Below are 16,584 nucleotides of genomic sequence, written 5' to 3'. Positions count from 1 at the left end.
ATGACAAGTTTTCTTGACCATATGTTTCGCCCATGTTGTAAAACTTCCTTGTCAGGGCGATATAGGCATACAACGTTATCCCATTGAAAGCGCATGATTTGACGACCGTCCCGCTTTGGTACTCTCAGGGGGCACCACACTGAATATCTTTGATGGCGAGGGCATATGCGTGAAATGCAAAAACGGCATCGGCTGGGCCAGGACACATGGCTGTCTTTTGCCCTTCGATGCGTGGCTGCCCTTGCTCTATATATTCTGAGCCTGGCTGCCCAGGAATTAATAGATGATCGCGGCCAATCGATTTTATTACGCTATGTGTCTGTATTAGTTTATATTTTAAGCTTAAGCCTCGCCTTTACATGGTTCTTTTTATGGATAAGACGTGCCGATGAATATCAGAAGCGGCTGGCCGTTCGGAATGTCGCCACATCACTCATAAACGCCATGGGCTTTTTTATCTTTCTGCATATTTTCTATGCCTTCGACCGCTCCTCCAGTGCTGCCTGGCCAATCCTGGCCATGCCTGCCTACGGGATTGGGCTGGCAGTCATAGGGTCCCGGCCGAAAAAAGAATGAAAAACCGACTGAAAATCCTGCGCGCCGAGCGCAACTGGTCACAGGCCGACCTGGCCGACCACCTGGCTGTATCGCGCCAGACCATCAATGCCATCGAGACGGAAAAATACGATCCGTCCCTGCCTCTGGCATTTAAAATTGCAGATCTGTTCGCCTTGCGGATAGAAGATATATTCGTGCCTCACTGATGGCCTGGGGAGTTTCATGATTTCAAGACTAAAGGCAAGCCTGCTGGTCCTCACCACCTTGGCCGCCATATCCTTCGCTTCGCTGGCCCAGGCGCAAACGGTGACTACACAGCCCGTCCCCGTAAAGCCCGCCATGTGGGTGATCAAGGACGCGGATTCGACCATCTATCTGCTGGGCTCGATCCACGTCATGAAGCCGGAGACGCCCTGGCTTAATCCGGCCATCCAGAGCCGGTTCGACAGCGCGCAGGATGTCTGGTTTGAAATTCCCGATCTCGACAACAAGGCCGCGGCCATGCCCGTGGCGCAGAAATATATGTTCGATCCGCAGGGCGATGTCGCCAGCGGCCTGTCTCCCGAAGAAGTGGCGCAGGTCAATGATCTGCTCAAACCCCTGAACCTGAACACCACAATGCTCAAGGCCATGCGCAAATGGGCGGTAGGGCTGATCATCACCATGCAGCAGGTCAACCAGCTGGGCTATGCCACCGATACCGGCGTCGACCTCACCCTGGTGAAACAGGCGCGCGATGCCAACAAGGGCGTCCACGGCCTGGAGACGATGGAAGCGCAAATGCAGGCGCTGGTGCCGGAAACCGAAGAGGATGAACTGACCAATCTGCGCGCCACCCTGACCGATATCGAGACCATGCCGCAAGATCTCGATGACCTGTTCGCCGCCTGGAAGGCTGGCGATACCGAAGCCCTAGGCCACCTGATGATCGACAAGATGCAGGCGGAAGATCCCAAAAACTATCAGCGTCTGATCGTCGGGCGCAATGCCGCCTGGGAACCGAAGATCGAGGCGATCCTGGCCGGAAAGGGCACCACCTTTATCACGGTGGGTGCCGGGCATCTGGTCGGGCCGGATAGCGTCATCGCCATGCTGAAGGCACACGGTATCCGTGCCGAGCGGATCAATTATTAGGTTAATAAAGACTTAACAACTGGCCCGAAGCTTGCAGGGCCTGCCGCAAACCCCAATCTTCGGGAGGCAGGTCCATGCAGCGCATTCATTTTGAACCAACCGCAGCGTTTCTCAAAGCCGGCCGGCTGAGCTGGCTGCTCGATTCCGCGCTCATCATCGGCGCCGCCTTCGCCGCCGCCAGCGCCGTTATCCCGCTCGGCATGTGGTGGCATCGCTCGCATAACCCGGACCTCACCCTGATGACCTTTCAGGCCTCGGTCGACCCGGACACCGCCGAAGCGCAGGCCGGGCCGACCGGCACACCCTTGTTGTGGGTACTGAAAAAGGCCGATTCCACCGTCTATCTGTTTGGCGCCTTCAACAGCAGCGATCCGATCGACAGCGGCTGGATGGATCGTCGTCTTTACGAGGCCTTCGACAATGCCGACCAGGCTCTGTTCGAAGTTCCGTCCTTCCCTGTCATCCTGCCGTCCGATCCGATCATGCCGCATCCGGACGCCTTTCTGTTCCAGCGCGCTCAGTCGTTGCGCATGACGGTCGGCGGGCTTGAGTCCGGCGATTATGCCGGGCGGGTCAGTGCTGCCGGTGTCAGTGACGATGGCTTTGTCCTGCCAGTATCCGCCTGGCGCACGGGTGACCAGAAGACCCTGACCGACAGCCTGGCCCTGATGGCACAGGCCGACCCGGCAGGCTATGCCGCCCTGATCGACAAGCGCAACCAGACCTGGCTGCCGGCCATCCGCAAGGCCCTTTCAAATAAGGGAACAACCTTTGTGACGGTCGGGGCCACGCACCTGATCGGGCCGGACGGCCTGGTGGCCGCCCTGCGCCAATCCGGCTACAGCGTCAGCCGGCTGGATGCGGTGACACCCGGGGCTTAAATCCCGTCGCCACCGTAAATCGGGTTATGAATACCGCACTCTACCTTTTCCGAATCCGCCCAGCGGCCGGAACGGGCATCGTCACCAGCGGCCACCGGCTTGGTGCAGGTGAAGCAGCCAATCGACGGGAAGCCTTGCTCGACCAGCGGATGCGGCGGCAGATCGTGGTTCTTGAAATAGGCCGCGATATCGTCCGCCGTCCAGGTGGCCAGCGGATTGATCTTGAAGTGCCGACCATCGAATTCGACGATCGGCAGCTTGGTGCGCGTGGCGCTCTGATGGCGTTTGCGGCCGGAAATCCACGCGCCATAGCCTTCCATGAAACGGTTCAGCGGACGCACCTTGCGCAGGTCGCAGCACTGATCGGGATTGGTGCGCCACAGAGTGTTTTTGCCATCTTCGCTGGCGGCTTCGTCAATATCGGCCTTGAGATTGACCAGGTTGGTCAGACCGAGCTTCGCCATCAGCTCATCGCGATACTGGATCGTCTGGAAGAAGTGACGATCTGTATCGAGGAAGATGACCGGCAGGTTCGGCTCGATCTGTGCCACCATATGCAGCAGCACGGCGGAATCGGCGCCGAAGGACGACGACAGGGTGATGTCGCCGATAAACTCTTCCTGGATGGCCTTTTGCAGGATTTCCTGCGCCGTCAGGTGTTCCCACGCCGCACTCAAGGCCTCGGCGCGCAGTGAACCTTCCGTCTTTTTCTGGTCTTTCAGTATGTCGATCAAAATCGTCATAGCAGGATATTCCTAGCCCTCAGCGTGCCGGAGAGCCCATGCGGGGCGGTTGGCGTCCGCCGCCCCTTGATAAAATGTGCCGAAGCGTGATTTCGCGGCGGCAATGGCGCCGGCGGGGTCCTTGTCCTTGACCAGGAATTCGTCGAAGCCACAGCGCAGCATGTGGAAGAGCTGATCGCGCAGCACATCGCCGACCGCGCGGATGACGCCCGTATAGCCGCTCTCGCGCAGGATGCGGGCCGTGGAATAGCCGCGTCCGTCGCGGAAGCCGGGGAAGGCGACCTCTACCAATGTAATCTTCGTCATGAAGGGTTCAAGGAGGCGGACGTCATCGGCCGGATTGATGCGCACGCCATAGTGCCCGTTCAGGCCGTCCAGCTCGTTCAGGGCGCGCTCGAAGGGCAGGATATAGGGGCCATCAGCGCCGGTGGTTTCGTCGTCGGCCAGCAGGGTCCAGCCATCGGGGATGACCTCGCCGCTGTTATCGACCAGTTGGGGGGCGTAGGAAGAGTTAGGCTGGCTCATGCAGGGCCTCCGCAAAGGTATCGCGGCCGAGGCGCTCAAGCGTATCGATGAAACGCTCGGCCGGAGAGGTCCGCAGGGAGAGATAGAGGCGCACGACGCGCTCGATGGCGGCCGGTACGGCTTCGGCGGAGAGGCCTTTGCCGGTGATCTGGCCAAGCGCGGCCTTCTCGTCGGCGCGGCCGCCCAGCAGGATCTGGTAGAACTCGATGCCCTGCTTGTCGACGCCCAGAATGCCGATGTGACCGACATGGTGGTGACCACAGGCATTGATGCAGCCGGAAATCTTGATCTGCAGATCGCCAATTTCGTCCGTGAGCTGAGCATCGGCGAAGCGCTGCGAAATATCCTGCGCCAGCGGGATAGAGCGGGCATTGGCCAGCGAGCAGTAATCGAGGCCGGGGCAGGCGATCATGTCGCTGATCTTGCCGCCATTGGCCGTGGAGAGATTGGCGGTATCGAGGCGGCTGTAGAGTTCGTACAGGTCGCCCTTGGCGACATGCGGCAGGATGATATTCTGCTCGTGGCTGACGCGCAGTTCACTGTAACCATAGGCGTCGGCCACATCGGCCATCACGTCCATCTGTGCCGAGGAGGCGTCGCCCGGCGGCAGGCCGACCGGCTTGAGCGAAATGGTCACCGAGACATGGTCGTCGCGCTTGTGGGCGTGGGTGTTGTTCTTCACCCAGCGGGCAAAGGCGGCATCGGCCGTCTTGGCGCGCTCGAAAGCCACACGATCAAAGGCTTTATCTGTAAAGGCCGGATCGGGGAAGAAACTGCGGATGCGTTCGATCTCGGCCACAGGGGCATCGATCTTGGCCTTGTCGAGCGTGTTCCATTCCTCTTCGACCTGGCGGGCATATTCGTCCGGCCCCAAAGCCGCGACCAGAATCTTGATGCGCGCCTTGTAGATATTGTCACGGCGGCCATAGCGGTTATAGACGCGCAAGGCGGCTTCGAGATAGCTCAGCAGCTGTTCGCCCGGCAGGCCCGACTTGATACGGTGACCGAGGTGCGGCGTGCGCCCCATGCCGCCGCCGACATAGACATCGAAGCCGTCCTTCTTCAGGTGCAGGCCGATATCGTGGACGCGGATGGCGGCGCGGTCCTGATCGGCGCCGGTGATGGCGATCTTGAACTTGCGCGGCAGGAAGGTGAATTCCGGGTGGACGCTCGACCACTGGCGGATCAGTTCGGCCCACGGGCGCGGATCGTCGTGCTCGTCCTTCGCGGCGCCGGCGAACTGGTCGGTGGTGGTGTTGCGGATGCAGTTGCCCGAGGTTTGCAGGGCGTGCATCTCGACCTCGGCCAGCTCTTCCAGGATCTTCGGTGTCTCGGCCAGTTTGATCCAGTTGAACTGGATATTCTGGCGCGTGGTGAAGTGGCCGAAATCGCGGTCATAGGTGCGGGCGATATGGGCGAACCTGCGCATCTGGCGCGCCGACAGCACACCATAGGGCACGGCGACGCGCAGCATATAGGCGTGCAGTTGCAGGTACAGGCCGTTCATCAGGCGCAGCGGCTTGAACTGGTCCTCGGTGATCTCGCCGGAAAGGCGGCGGGCCACCTGATCGGCGAACTCAGTGTTCCGGTCACGGACAAAGGCATGATCGAAGGAATCGTAAACGTACATGACCTAGTACTCCTGGAAGATATCGCCGCGGCCATGCTGGCGGGCAATGTCATCCGCGGTCTGGCCGATGGTCGGGCCGTTGGCGCGGACAAATTCGCGTACATGTTCGCGCTGCACCGGGGCATCGGCGGCGCTGAGCGGGATGAGGTAAGGGGCCACCACCTCGGTTTCGCGTGTTTTCCATTCGGCGAGCGCGGCATCGCCCTGCTCGTCGGTCAGGCGCGCGGCCTGGGCGGCGTCCTCGGTCCAGCCGTTGGGACCGAACCAGATGGTCAGGCCGTCCGTCAGGCGGTTGGCGGTTAAGAGTTTCATGCGTTGAGTCTCATGGCTTCTTCGACCACGCCGGCGATGGCCGACTGGTCTTGATACAGGGCGGCGACTTCGCCGATGATGACAAGGGCCGGGCCCTTTGGCGGGGCGGCGGCGATGGTGTCGGCCAGCGCGCCGAGTTGGGTCAGCGTGCGCTTCTCGTTGGCCCGCGTCCCGTTTTCGATGACCAGCACCGGGGTATCGGGCAGGCGGCCGTGGCGGGTCAGCTTGTCGGCGATCTCGCGTGCCGTGGCGACCCCCATATAGACGACCAGGGTATGATGCGGGGCGGAAAGCGCCGACCAGTCCAGCATAAGCGGATTGGAATGGTCGCCATCCTTGCTGTGGCCGGTGATGAAGGTGACGCTCTGGGCGTGATCGCGATGGGTCAGGGGGACAGCGGCGGAGGCTGCGCAACCGAGCGCCGCCGTGACGCCCGGCGTGATATGGACTTCGATGCCGGCCTGGCGCAGGGCCTCGACCTCTTCGCCACCGCGGCCAAAGACGAACGGATCGCCGCCTTTGAGACGCACAACGCGGCGGCCTAAGCGAGCCTGTTCGACCAGCAGTTCGTGGATCTGATCCTGCGGCACCGAATGGTTGGAGCGTTCCTTGCCGACATAGAACCGGTCGGCATCGCGTCGCGCCAGATCCATGATGCCGTCACCGACCAGCCTGTCATAGACGATGACATCGGCTTCAGAGAGCAGGCGCAGGGCCTTGAGCGTCAGCAGTTCCGGATCGCCCGGGCCGGCGCCAACCAGATGGACCACGCCGGTGCGCGGGGCATTGATATTGGTCAGAGCCAGAGCCACGGCCTCGTCAATCTGACCCTTGCGCGCCAGTTCAGCGGCCGGTGATTGGAGGATATTTTCCCAGGCGCGACGACGATCATCCGTGTTCGGAAGGATTTCACGCAAGCGCGGCGACAGTTGCGTGGCGAAGGCGGCGACCTCTGTTTCCGAGGGCGGCACGGCGGCCTCGATCTTGCGGCGCGCCTCACGTGCCAGCACAGGGGCAGTGCCGCCGGTGGCAACGCCGATGCTTAAAGTACCGCGATCGATGATGGCGGGGACGTGAAAATCGGAGAGGTCCGGGAAATCGACGGCATTGAGCGGTGCGCGTGAGGTGCGGGCCAGTTGGGCGCCCCTTTCGGCCAGCTGGCGATCCTCGAAAGCGACAATGATAAGCGCGGCCTCGACCAGTTCAGCGGCTTCAGGCCAGCGCGGCAGGGCGTCCGCCAGATCGGCCAGCGGTGCGAAAACGGTCACTTTCGCGGGCGTGCGGTTGAGCAGGTTGAGCTTGCGGATCGCCCACGCGCCGGCGCCGATCAGGACAACCTGACGGTTTTCGAGCGGCCATGACAGGGGCAGAGCGAGCATCGCAAAAACACCAAAAGAGGGACCATACAACATGATCCCCTTTAACAGCGTTGTATGTAGGGTTTTGCCGGCCCGAAATAAAGCGATGGTTTGTAGTGCGAAGGTTTAGGGCGGCTAAACGGCGCCCTAAACTGACAATCGTTCGCAATCAATGGCTTGCGCCGTCCCAGGTCTTGACCGTCAGGCCGTCAAGATCGAGGTCTGGGAGGCAGCGCAGGTTAATGGCCTTCATCGGTTGGCCATCCGGCCCTTTGCCCTCCGAAAACGGCGCGATGCCGCAGGTCGAACAGAAGTGGTGATGCAGGACCCGGCGATTGAAATTATAGGTCGAAAGACCGGATTCCGGCGTCTTGAGCGTGAAATCGGCGGCGCCGACAAAGGCCAGCAGACCGCCCCGCCGCCGGCACAGGGAACAGTTGCAGTCCAGTCCTTCGGTGAAATCGCCCTCGACCTCGAAAGCGATCTGACCGCAATGGCAACTTCCCTGATGCAGCATGATTGGCCTCCTTTAATCGCGTGAATTTCGCCTTGCGGGCGTAAGAAAACAATGCGGGGACAACCGGTCGCAGGGACCTGACCGTGCGCGTGTGTTAGGGTGTGGCCATGAGTTCAGAACATGCTATCGCCGCCCGCCAGAAAATCCGCGCCGAGGCCGCCGCCATCGGTATCGACGAAGCCTTTATCTCGAAGCTGGTCGATGAATTTTACAGCCGGGTGCGGGTGCATCCGCAACTGGGACCGGTTTTTAACGGCGCGGTCCATGACTGGCCGGATCACCTGGCGAAGCTCAAGCAATTCTGGGAGTCGGTGGCACTCAATGCCGGGGTCTATTCCGGCCGCCCGATGCAGGCGCATCTCAAGGTTTCGACCATCGAGCCGGCGCATTTCGGCGAATGGCTCTATCTGTTCGAGCAGACCCTGCGCGATATCGCCCCTTCCGAAGCGGCCGTGGAATATTTCATGGTCCGCGCCAGCCGGATTGGTGAAAGCCTGAAGCTGGGGCTGTTTTTCAAACCCTGAGACTAATGGGGCGTTGGGACCCCACAAACCTGCCCTGCTTCAATAAAAAAGCCTCACCCTAAGCAGGGGAGGCTTTTTTATTGAACAGAAGAAGGCTTGGGGCCACGGCCCCAAACCCCAGATGTTTAGTAACGGTAATGGTCCGGCTTGAACGGACCATCGACCGGCACGCCGATATAGTCCGCCTGTTCAGGATTCAGAACGGTCAGCTTCGCCCCCAGCTTGGCCAGGTGCAGCATGGCCACCTTCTCATCCAGGTGCTTCGGCAGGGTATAGACCGACTTGTTGTACTTGGCAGCATTGGTCCACAGTTCGATCTGCGCCAGGGTCTGGTTGGTGAACGAGGCCGACATAACGAAGGACGGGTGGCCCGTGGCATTGCCCAGATTCACCAGGCGGCCTTCGGAAAGCACGATGATCTTCTTGTTGTCCGGGAACTCGACATGGTGGACCTGCGGCTTGATCTCATCCCACTTGAAATTGCGCAAAGCGGCGATCTGGATTTCCGAGTCGAAGTGGCCGATGTTGCAGACAATGGCGTTGTGCTTCATCTCGCGCATATGTTCCAGGCGCAGCACGTCCTTATTGCCGGTGCAGGTGACGAAGATATCGGCGCTGGCGGCCACGTCTTCCACCGTGCGGACCTCGTAGCCTTCCATGGCGGCCTGCAGGGCGCAGATCGGATCGACCTCGGTGACGATCACGCGCGCGCCGCCATTGCGCAGAGACGCCGCCGAGCCCTTGCCGACATCGCCATAACCCAGAACAACCGCGACCTTGCCGGCCAGCATGACGTCCGTGGCGCGGCGGATGGCGTCGACCAGCGATTCACGGCAACCGTACAGGTTGTCGAACTTCGACTTGGTGACCGAGTCGTTGACGTTGATGGCCGGGAACGGCAGGTCGCCCTTCTGCGCCATGGCGTAGAGACGATGCACGCCCGTGGTGGTTTCCTCGGAAACGCCCTTGATGGCGTCACGGATAGCCGAATAAAAACCGGGCTTTTCCGCGAGATAACGTTTCATCACCTTGTAGAGCGCTTCTTCTTCCTCGTTTTGCGGATTGTCGAGCAGGGCCGGATTCTGCTCCGCCTTGGGACCGAGAACGCACAGCAGGGTGGCGTCGCCACCGTCATCGAGGATCAGGTTCGGATAACCGCCGTCGTGCCATTCGAAGATCTTGTGGGCGTAATCCCAGTATTCTTCCAGCGTCTCGCCCTTGATGGCGAAGACCGGCGTGCCGGCGGCGGCGATGGCGGCGGCGGCGTGGTCCTGGGTCGAGAAGATGTTACATGACGCCCAGCGCACCTCGGCGCCCAGGGCCTGCAGGGTCTCGATCAGAACGGCGGTCTGGATCGTCATGTGCAGCGAGCCGGCGATGCGAGCCCCCTTCAGCGGCTTGTCCTTGCCGAACTCTTCGCGCGTGGCCATCAGGCCCGGCATTTCGCCCTCGGCGATTTCGATTTCCTTGCGGCCAAAGGCAGCGAGCGAGAGGTCTTTTACAATGTAGTCAGCCATGTCAGAATTCCGTTTCCAGCGATATGAAACGGCTTATACCGATCCACGGCCGGATTGGCAATAAACATATAAAGATATCTTTATATGCCCCTGGAGGGCGGCATCAGCCACAGCTTTCCGGCAGACACATCCCAATAGCTATGCAACCGGCGCAGGACTTCGAGTCCCACGGTCACATCGTGCTCCAGTACATTGTCGGAGATTTCGGCGGAGAGATCGTTGAAAGCAATGCCGCCAAGGCGAATATCGCGCACGGGACTAAGGGTGAGACGGCGCAATCCGTTGACATCGCCGCCCAAGGCGGTGGATTGCGAACGCCCATGCAGCAAGCCGTTTCGTTTGGCCCAGCTGCGCCGCAGGATCAGAGCCGTATTGGCACCGGTATCGAGACTGGCGCGGACCGGGTGGCCTTCCAGCTCCATATCGATTACCAGGGCGCCCTTGGGGCTGCGTGACAAGGGGACGGGCCTCATGCCGCCGGCCGGCTGCTGGCGGCGGAAGCTGGCGCGGCGGGCCGGACCATCGAGATCGAGCGGCCAGTCATTGAGGATATCACGGCCGATCAGCATATCGGCGGTCAGTCCCACCTGTTTCATCGGCAGGATCATGACGGGGGCAACGTAAGCCGCGTCACCGGCCCGGATCGAGACGGGCGCGCTTTCCCCGGCAGTGATCCGGCCATAGACCGCCTGCCCGCTGCGTGTCTCCAGGGCATCGAGGCCCAGACTTTCGGCGACCTGCGCATCCATCAGGGTGGCGCTGGCTCCGCAGTCGAGAATGCCCTGCAAAGGCCGCCCGCGAACCATTACCGGCATCATCAGGCCTTCATTGGTCAGGCGCAGATCAAACCCCATCTGCTCCGCGCGAGCTGAAGTGGCGGCAAAACCAAGGGTGGCAAGAGCGGTCAGAATCTGGCGGCGATCGAGGGTCATGCCACCAGATTATCAACCGATATGAGCAGAATTTGGGTGTCCAAATGGCGCAATTGGACTAATCAAGGCACAAAGCTAAGGATTTGATGATGAACGCACCCGCTTTTATGCCCCATCCTGATGTGTCCAGGCACGACTGGTCGAAGACAGAGATCGCCGCCCTGTTCGACCTGCCCTTCATGGAACTGGTTTTCCAGGCGGCCACGGTGCATCGCCAGCACTTCGATCCTTCGGAAGTGCAGCTGTCGCAGTTGCTTTCCGTGAAAACAGGCGGCTGCGCCGAAAACTGCGGCTACTGTTCGCAATCAGCCCACTTCGACACCGGCCTGAAGGCAGGCAAGCTGATGGCCGTCGAAAAGGTGCTGTCCGAAGCGCGGGCCGCGAAAGACGGCGGCGCGCAGCGTTTCTGCATGGGCGCGGCGTGGCGCGACCTGAAGGACCGCGATGTGCCGGCACTCGCCGCCATGATCGGCGGGGTCAAGGCCATGGGACTGGAAACCTGCGCCACGCTCGGCATGATCACGCCGGATCAGGCGAAAGCTCTGAAAGACGCCGGGCTCGACTATTACAACCACAATCTCGATACCTCGCCGGAATATTATGATCAGGTGGTCACCACCCGCACCTATCAGGAACGGCTGGATACGCTTCAGGCCGTTTCCGATGTCGGCATGAAGACTTGCTGCGGCGGCATCATGGGGATGGGCGAGGCGCGCGCGGACCGGGTGTCGTTCCTGCACCAGCTGGCCACCCTGCCGCATCATCCGGATTCCATCCCGATCAACAACCTGGTCGCTATTTCAGGTACGCCGCTGGGCGACAAGGTCGGCGCGGATGGCGGCATTTCCGGCATCGAATTTGTCCGCACCATTGCTGTGGCGCGCATTGTCTGTCCGAAGTCCATGGTGCGCCTCTCCGCCGGTCGCAACGAGATGAGCGAGGAATTGCAGGCACTGTGCTTCATGGCCGGCGCCAACTCGATCTTTATCGGCGACACCCTCCTGACCACGCCCAATCCGCAGCCCGGCACTGACGCCCATCTGCTGCGCGAACTGGGCCTGCGGCCAATGACTCAAATGTCCTAGAAACGGGCGTCATAGAAATTTGGCATTTGGCGTGCTATCCTAACGGTATGAAAACAGAAAAGAAAACGACCAAGACCCCTCCCCAAACTTCTGCCGCCGAAATTGTCAGCCAGCTGCGTCAGATCTATGACGCCGCCGTGGCCGCGCTCCAGACCGACCTGCAAGCCTATCTCGCCACGCGCCAGAAGCCTTCGCGCCCCCTGCGCGATGCCGGCCGCTATTGCTATCCCAAGCTGGCCATCGTTTGGAAAGGCATTACCGATGGCGAGGATGAGGCCCTGATTCAGGCCAATCGCCACCCGGAAGTCAACCGCGCCTATGCCCGCTTTTCGCGCCCCGGCACCTATTCTTCCTCGATCACCCGCCCCGATATCTTCGGCGACTATATCGAGGAACAACTCGACCTGCTGATCCGCGACTACAGCGCCGAATGCACGGTTTCGCTCTCCGATCAGGAAATCCCCTATCCCTACGTGCTCGATGGCGCCGGGCTCGACCTGAACAGCGTCTCGGCCATCGACCTGTCGCGCCACTTCCCGGCCACCGAACTGGCTCTGATCGGCAATGAGGTCGCCGACGGGATCGCCTTCATCGATGCCGAGGGCCACCATCCGCTGGTACTGTTCGACGGCTTGCGCAGCGATTTTTCCATTGCCCGCCTGCGCCATTACACCGGCACCCCGGCCGAGCACACCCAGGGCTATATCCTGCTGACCAACTATAACCGCTATGTCGATGTCTTCGTCGCCTACGCGCTGGAGCAGCTGAAAAAGCCCGACAGTCCCTACACGGCGCTCTCCTGCTGCGGCAACTTCACCATCACGAAGGATACGCCCGATCCGGAAGCCCTGATCGCCGCTTCGCCGTGGCGCAAACACCAGATGCCGGCCTATCACCTGATGGCGCCCGGCCGGCAGGGCATTTCGCTGGTCAATATCGGCGTCGGTCCCTCCAATGCCAAGAACATCACCGACCATCTGGCCGTGATGCGCCCGCACGCCTGGCTGATGATCGGCCATTGCGGGGGCCTGCGCGCCTCCCAGAGTATCGGTGACTATGTGCTGGCGCACGCATACCTTCGCGACGACCATGTGATGGACGACGTCCTGCCGATCGAGATTCCCATCCCGCCAATCGCCGAAGTGCAGCAGGCCTTCCATCAGGCGGCGGTGCGCGTCACCGGTCAGGATGGCGAAGACCTCAAGAAGCGCCTGCGCACCGGCACGGTGGTCACCACCGATGATCGTAACTGGGAACTGAAATATTCGCTGTCCGCCCGCCGCTTCTCGCAGTCGCGCGCCATCGCCATCGACATGGAATCGGCCACCCTGGCGGCGCAGGGCTATCGCTTCCGTGTGCCCTACGGTACGCTGCTCTGCGTGTCCGACAAGCCACTGCATGGTGAACTGAAGCTACCGGGCCAGGCCAATCATTTCTATGAGCGCGCCATCGCCGAACACATCCAGATCGGCATCGAGACGGTCGGCATATTGCGTGACTTCGGCGGCAAGCTGCATTCGCGCAAGCTCAGGGCCTTCGACGAACCGCCGTTCCGGTAATCTGGCAGGTAAAACAAAAGGAGCGGGTTGCTGTCAGGCAAACCGCTCCAGTCAGATCAATGGACCTCCATCCATAGGATAGAACCGGTTGCGGGCGGGCGTTGTCAACGCGGGCTTGTCGCCATCGGTTAAATCCTGATAACATAATGGGCCTTTTGACTCTCACTATCGAATCAAGTTGCTGTGAATGTTGCCGTTTTCGGCCGCCTCCCTCGCTTTTGCTGCGCACAAAAAATGCCCTTACGAGGCGGTCGGCACACGCCTGCAAGGCTGGCTGGAACACGCCTTTGCCGCCGGTTTCCTGTCTGATGGCGGCGCACAAGGCCGGTACAGTTATCTGCTCGCATGCCCTACAGCAAAATCTGACCTAGCCTATGACGATCCGCGCGAAACGGCTGAGTTTCTGCGTGAAGTGACTGTGGCCATCACGCCCGATCACCATCGCGGTGATCTGCCACCCTTTTCCGGCGGGCTGGTCGGCATGGCCGCCTTCGAACTGGGCCAGCGCCTGGAAGCGATGAAGCGCCGGCCCTTCCGCATCGAAGGCCGTCAGCCGTGGCCGGAACTGGTCGTGCTATGCTATCCGGCGGTGCTCGCCTTCGATCACCGGGAAGAAACACTGACCGTCATCGGGCGCGGCGCCACTCAGGCAGAAGCCGAAGAAGCGCGGGATGCCTTGCTTGCCCTCTACAATGCCACACCTGCGTCACCATCGCCCGACAATGGCTTCAGCGATGGGCCGCTCTATGTCGAAACGCCCGACGAGGTGCATGAGGACAAGGTGGCGACCCTGGTAAAGCAGATTCATGCCGGCGACCTATTCCAGGCCAATCTGGCGCGCGGCTGGAGTGGCCGCCTCAAATCTGGCGCCACACCGGGCATGGTCATGGCGGCGTTACATGGCCGAGGCGCGGCCCCATTCGGCGGTTTTCTGAGGCTGGCAGACCGCTGCCTGCTGTCGAACAGCCCCGAGCGCTTCATCTCGCTCGATCCCGCCGGCCAGCTGGAGACCCGGCCAATCAAGGGCACGCGTCCGCGCGGCCGGATGCCTTCGGAAGATGCTGCCCTGGCCGCCGAGCTCTCAGCCAGCGAAAAGGATCGCGCCGAAAACCTGATGATCGTCGACCTGATGCGCCACGACCTCTCCAAGGTGGCCGAAGTCGGCAGCGTTCGGGTGACGGCACTGAATGCACTGGAATCCTATCCCAATGTCCACCATCTCGTCTCGACTGTGACGGCCCTGCTGCAATCCGGCAAAACGGCTGCAGATGTGCTGCTCGCCACCTTCCCGCCCGGCTCGATTTCCGGCGCCCCCAAGGTACAAGCCATGAAGGTCATCCATGAAATGGAAGCGGCGCGCGGCCCCTATTGCGGATCGCTTTTCTTTATCGATGCCGGTGGCGCAATGGATTCAAACGTGCTGATCCGTAGCCTGGCTCTGGAAAAAAGCGAGAGCAGCTGGCATTTTCGCACAGCCGCTGGCGGCGGTATCGTGGCTGACAGCGATCCGGTTGCCGAACGCATCGAAACAGAAACCAAGCTGTCGCTGATCCGTTCGGTTATGGAAGGTTAGCAGTCCGAGCAGGTCACCACCGAGCCATTGCGCGGATGGTGATAATAGGTCGCGGTAAACTGGGTGCCGGATTTGAAGAAATTACCCAGAGGCGAATCGTAATTATAGGTCACTTCCGTCACGATCAGGCTTTCGCCTGCGGCGATCTGTGTCGTGGTGATGGCGGTGAGCTGATACTGCTTCGTATAGGCCGTATCGTTCGAAGCCTGGCTCCAGTCGACCAGAGCCTTTTTACCGGTGCTGTCCATGGTTACCGAGCTGACTCGCATCTTGAGCGCCGTACCGGTCGCGAACGGGTCCATTATGCTGGTCCCGATCTGCCACAGGTCCGAGATATTGCTCGTCGTGAGGCTATCGGATTGTGCCGCCAAGTCGCCGATGGTGGCGGCCAGGTGAGAGACGCGGCGCGACGCCATCATGCCCAGGGTCAGTTCCGACATGCCCAGGTAAAGCAATATCAGGGCCGGTGCGATCAGAGCGAATTCGATGGCCGAGACGCCGCGACCGTCCCGAGCAAAACGTTTGCTGAAGGCTTTCAGGGTAACGAGGTGATTCAGACGGCGCAGGGATATCATGATGAGAATGGCTCATTCCTGAAGACGACCTTGGCCGTAATGACGATATCGTTATTGCTCAGCTTGTTGAATGCGCCTTGCAACATGGGCGTAAACAACGGCCATTCGTAATAGGCACGCACCATCTGGATCTTCGAGCCGGCACCGACATTATAAGCGAAGTTGCTGGCCACAACCTGTTTGCTGGCCAGAGGATCAACAGGCGTGGCAGCCAGGGCGAAGCTGTCATAGGTCTGGACGTCAAGATTGAGATTCGATGTACAGCTGCCGGAAAGCCAGCCCATATTGTCGCACACCGACTGCCGGAACGCCTCTTTGCTGGTATTGGCCGAGGTCGTAAGTCCCGTGCGAATGCCGCGCGCTGCCTGCTCCGTGGCGTTATCCAGCGTGACGGACAACAGAAATACCAGCGCCAGCTCGATGCAAGCACAGATCAGGAAGAGCAGCGGACCTGCGACAAGGGCGAATTCCACCGCCGATGCACCGCGCACGTCTTTCAGAAACCGAATGTCAGCAAGCCTCGTCCGCATGGCGGTCCAGCACCCCCGTTGTTCACAAGCGGCCAGACTACAGAACTTGGGTCAATAGTCTGTTAAGGGCCCGCCCAAAGGCGTCATATTATGGGGTCGTGCCAGCCGCCGCGGGCGCGCCCAGGGCAACAGGCGAGGACGCCGTGGTCGTATTGCTGCCACTACCGGAGCCGTCTGACGAGGTACAGATATTGGAGCAGATCATGGTGGAGGGGGTCAGGCCCTTGTAGACTGTGATCGCCCCCTTCTGCGCCGCCGTGACAACGATCTCACCATCGAACAGCGGACGCCCCATCTGGTCGGTGATAATCACGCTCGAATTACCATAGCCCTTGCCGACTATATATACGGTGCGGGAATCGATGACATTCACGTCGGCAATTTCCGGGTTGGCGACGATCACCGAACCGGCGGCGCCCCTCAGCGATATCCGCGTGGAATGGTTCTTTTCAACCACCAGCCTCTGGCCTGCGGAAGCGGCGCCGGCCGTCACAGCCAGGGACAGGGCGCAAAGAGCGGCAAACAGGACACCGGAGGGTTTCAGGGACATGGTGCGGATTATCCTTGCGTATAGATAAGGCGAACCGGGGACAATAGTGGCCCCGTCAGTGATTATGTACAGGCCGGAAGT

19 protein-coding genes are annotated in these 16,584 nt (G+C 60.7%); 8 read left to right on the top strand and 11 right to left on the bottom strand.

The genetic code is table 11. The annotated features are described in order from the left end of the window. Nucleotides 1-165 precede the first annotated feature (165 nt). The 4 genes from QM647_RS05700 to QM647_RS05685 all read left to right on the top strand — a co-directional run bounded on the left by QM647_RS05700 (nt 166) and on the right by QM647_RS05685 (nt 2,573). On the top strand, nt 166-576 hold the full coding sequence (locus QM647_RS05700; protein ID WP_414994506.1) for a hypothetical protein: 411 nt from the start codon (nt 166-168) through the stop codon (nt 574-576). Then, the gene (locus QM647_RS05695; RefSeq protein WP_414994505.1) at nt 573-764 is read left to right on the top strand and encodes a helix-turn-helix transcriptional regulator; all 192 of its coding nucleotides are present in this window, start codon (nt 573-575) and stop codon (nt 762-764) included. Before QM647_RS05700 ends, QM647_RS05695 begins: the two co-directional genes overlap by 4 nt. Nucleotides 765-780: 16 nt before the next feature. Then, on the top strand, nt 781-1,692 hold the full coding sequence (locus QM647_RS05690) for a TraB/GumN family protein (protein WP_414994504.1): 912 nt from the start codon (nt 781-783) through the stop codon (nt 1,690-1,692). A gap of 74 nt (nt 1,693-1,766) precedes the next feature. After that, a complete protein-coding gene (locus QM647_RS05685) occupies nt 1,767-2,573 on the top strand; it encodes a TraB/GumN family protein (RefSeq protein ID WP_414994503.1) in 807 nt (268 codons plus the stop codon). Here QM647_RS05685 and QM647_RS05680 read toward each other — a convergent pair. From QM647_RS05680 to QM647_RS05655, 6 genes are all read right to left on the bottom strand, one after another. Next, on the bottom strand, nt 2,570-3,316 hold the full coding sequence (locus QM647_RS05680) for a phosphoadenylyl-sulfate reductase (RefSeq protein WP_414994502.1): 747 nt from the start codon (nt 3,314-3,316) through the stop codon (nt 2,570-2,572). The two genes, QM647_RS05685 and QM647_RS05680, sit on opposite strands and share 4 nt — an antisense overlap. Before the next feature lie 12 nt (nt 3,317-3,328). Beyond that, entirely contained in the window at nt 3,329-3,841 is a 513-nt protein-coding gene (locus tag QM647_RS05675; protein WP_414994501.1) for a DUF934 domain-containing protein, read from the bottom strand. Then, nucleotides 3,828-5,471, bottom strand: coding sequence for a nitrite/sulfite reductase (locus tag QM647_RS05670; protein WP_414994500.1), 1,644 nt, complete (start codon nt 5,469-5,471; stop codon nt 3,828-3,830). Before QM647_RS05670 ends, QM647_RS05675 begins: the two co-directional genes overlap by 14 nt. 3 nt (nt 5,472-5,474) lie before the next feature. Continuing rightward, nucleotides 5,475-5,783, bottom strand: coding sequence for a DUF2849 domain-containing protein (locus QM647_RS05665; RefSeq protein ID WP_414994499.1), 309 nt, complete (start codon nt 5,781-5,783; stop codon nt 5,475-5,477). Beyond that, a complete protein-coding gene (gene cysG / locus QM647_RS05660; protein WP_414994498.1) occupies nt 5,780-7,162 on the bottom strand; it encodes a siroheme synthase CysG in 1,383 nt (460 codons plus the stop codon). Before cysG ends, QM647_RS05665 begins: the two co-directional genes overlap by 4 nt. Nucleotides 7,163-7,310: 148 nt before the next feature. Next, nucleotides 7,311-7,658, bottom strand: coding sequence for a GFA family protein (locus tag QM647_RS05655; RefSeq protein ID WP_414994497.1), 348 nt, complete (start codon nt 7,656-7,658; stop codon nt 7,311-7,313). A 107-nt stretch (nt 7,659-7,765) separates the two neighbouring features. Here QM647_RS05655 and QM647_RS05650 point away from each other — a divergent pair, with 107 nt between their 5' ends. Further along, nucleotides 7,766-8,182: a group III truncated hemoglobin gene (locus tag QM647_RS05650; RefSeq protein WP_414994496.1), complete on the top strand. Its 417-nt coding sequence runs from the start codon at nt 7,766-7,768 to the stop codon at nt 8,180-8,182. Nucleotides 8,183-8,307: 125 nt separating this feature from the next. Here the strand turns inward: QM647_RS05650 and ahcY are convergent, their stop codons facing one another. After that, the gene (gene ahcY, locus QM647_RS05645; protein WP_414994495.1) at nt 8,308-9,699 is read right to left on the bottom strand and encodes an adenosylhomocysteinase; all 1,392 of its coding nucleotides are present in this window, start codon (nt 9,697-9,699) and stop codon (nt 8,308-8,310) included. Between the two features lie 80 nt (nt 9,700-9,779). After that, nucleotides 9,780-10,631: a retropepsin-like aspartic protease gene (locus QM647_RS05640; protein ID WP_414994494.1), complete on the bottom strand. Its 852-nt coding sequence runs from the start codon at nt 10,629-10,631 to the stop codon at nt 9,780-9,782. A 107-nt stretch (nt 10,632-10,738) separates the two neighbouring features. Between QM647_RS05640 and bioB the strand changes: the two genes are divergently transcribed. The 3 genes from bioB to QM647_RS05625 all read left to right on the top strand — a co-directional run bounded on the left by bioB (nt 10,739) and on the right by QM647_RS05625 (nt 14,848). Beyond that, nucleotides 10,739-11,716 carry a biotin synthase BioB gene (gene bioB / locus QM647_RS05635; protein ID WP_414994573.1) on the top strand — a complete coding sequence of 326 codons (978 nt, stop codon included), beginning with the start codon at nt 10,739-10,741 and terminating at the stop codon, nt 11,714-11,716. A 47-nt stretch (nt 11,717-11,763) separates the two neighbouring features. Continuing rightward, complete coding sequence (locus QM647_RS05630) at nt 11,764-13,275, top strand: AMP nucleosidase (RefSeq protein WP_414994493.1); 1,512 nt, start codon at nt 11,764-11,766, stop codon at nt 13,273-13,275. Between the two features lie 187 nt (nt 13,276-13,462). Continuing rightward, nucleotides 13,463-14,848 carry an anthranilate synthase component I family protein gene (locus QM647_RS05625; protein WP_414994492.1) on the top strand — a complete coding sequence of 462 codons (1,386 nt, stop codon included), beginning with the start codon at nt 13,463-13,465 and terminating at the stop codon, nt 14,846-14,848. On the opposite strand, the gene QM647_RS05620 is transcribed toward QM647_RS05625, so the two are convergent. From QM647_RS05620 to QM647_RS05610, 3 genes are all read right to left on the bottom strand, one after another. Beyond that, the gene (locus QM647_RS05620) at nt 14,845-15,423 is read right to left on the bottom strand and encodes a TadE/TadG family type IV pilus assembly protein (RefSeq protein WP_414994491.1); all 579 of its coding nucleotides are present in this window, start codon (nt 15,421-15,423) and stop codon (nt 14,845-14,847) included. The two genes, QM647_RS05625 and QM647_RS05620, sit on opposite strands and share 4 nt — an antisense overlap. Next, nucleotides 15,420-15,953 (bottom strand): TadE/TadG family type IV pilus assembly protein, encoded by a 534-nt coding sequence (locus QM647_RS05615; RefSeq protein ID WP_414994490.1) that lies wholly within the window; start codon nt 15,951-15,953, stop codon nt 15,420-15,422. The genes QM647_RS05620 and QM647_RS05615 overlap by 4 nt, the downstream gene beginning before the upstream one ends. 88 nt (nt 15,954-16,041) lie before the next feature. Further along, nucleotides 16,042-16,503, bottom strand: a complete 462-nt coding sequence (locus QM647_RS05610; RefSeq protein WP_414994489.1) for a pilus assembly protein N-terminal domain-containing protein — start codon at nt 16,501-16,503, stop codon at nt 16,042-16,044. Nucleotides 16,504-16,584 lie beyond the last annotated feature (81 nt).

It is taken from the genome of Asticcacaulis sp., assembly GCF_047605585.1.
Lineage (GTDB): Bacteria > Pseudomonadota > Alphaproteobacteria > Caulobacterales > Caulobacteraceae > Asticcacaulis.
This window is presented reverse-complemented; position numbering and strand designations above follow the sequence as displayed.

Coding starts and splice junctions, on each gene's coding strand:
- ahcY (WP_414994495.1), bottom strand. CDS start 9,699: ATGGCTGACTACATTGTAAAAGACCTCTCGCTCGCTGCCTTTGGCCGC.
- QM647_RS05685 (WP_414994503.1), top strand. CDS start 1,767: ATGCAGCGCATTCATTTTGAACCAACCGCAGCGTTTCTCAAAGCCGGC.
- QM647_RS05670 (WP_414994500.1), bottom strand. CDS start 5,471: ATGTACGTTTACGATTCCTTCGATCATGCCTTTGTCCGTGACCGGAAC.
- QM647_RS05695 (WP_414994505.1), top strand. CDS start 573: ATGAAAAACCGACTGAAAATCCTGCGCGCCGAGCGCAACTGGTCACAG.
- QM647_RS05630 (WP_414994493.1), top strand. CDS start 11,764: ATGAAAACAGAAAAGAAAACGACCAAGACCCCTCCCCAAACTTCTGCC.
- QM647_RS05655 (WP_414994497.1), bottom strand. CDS start 7,658: ATGCTGCATCAGGGAAGTTGCCATTGCGGTCAGATCGCTTTCGAGGTC.
- QM647_RS05640 (WP_414994494.1), bottom strand. CDS start 10,631: ATGACCCTCGATCGCCGCCAGATTCTGACCGCTCTTGCCACCCTTGGT.
- QM647_RS05625 (WP_414994492.1), top strand. CDS start 13,463: ATGTTGCCGTTTTCGGCCGCCTCCCTCGCTTTTGCTGCGCACAAAAAA.
- QM647_RS05650 (WP_414994496.1), top strand. CDS start 7,766: ATGAGTTCAGAACATGCTATCGCCGCCCGCCAGAAAATCCGCGCCGAG.
- QM647_RS05675 (WP_414994501.1), bottom strand. CDS start 3,841: ATGAGCCAGCCTAACTCTTCCTACGCCCCCCAACTGGTCGATAACAGC.
- QM647_RS05690 (WP_414994504.1), top strand. CDS start 781: ATGATTTCAAGACTAAAGGCAAGCCTGCTGGTCCTCACCACCTTGGCC.
- QM647_RS05620 (WP_414994491.1), bottom strand. CDS start 15,423: ATGATATCCCTGCGCCGTCTGAATCACCTCGTTACCCTGAAAGCCTTC.
- cysG (WP_414994498.1), bottom strand. CDS start 7,162: ATGCTCGCTCTGCCCCTGTCATGGCCGCTCGAAAACCGTCAGGTTGTC.
- QM647_RS05615 (WP_414994490.1), bottom strand. CDS start 15,953: ATGCGGACGAGGCTTGCTGACATTCGGTTTCTGAAAGACGTGCGCGGT.
- QM647_RS05700 (WP_414994506.1), top strand. CDS start 166: ATGCGTGAAATGCAAAAACGGCATCGGCTGGGCCAGGACACATGGCTG.
- bioB (WP_414994573.1), top strand. CDS start 10,739: ATGCCCCATCCTGATGTGTCCAGGCACGACTGGTCGAAGACAGAGATC.
- QM647_RS05680 (WP_414994502.1), bottom strand. CDS start 3,316: ATGACGATTTTGATCGACATACTGAAAGACCAGAAAAAGACGGAAGGT.
- QM647_RS05665 (WP_414994499.1), bottom strand. CDS start 5,783: ATGAAACTCTTAACCGCCAACCGCCTGACGGACGGCCTGACCATCTGG.
- QM647_RS05610 (WP_414994489.1), bottom strand. CDS start 16,503: ATGTCCCTGAAACCCTCCGGTGTCCTGTTTGCCGCTCTTTGCGCCCTG.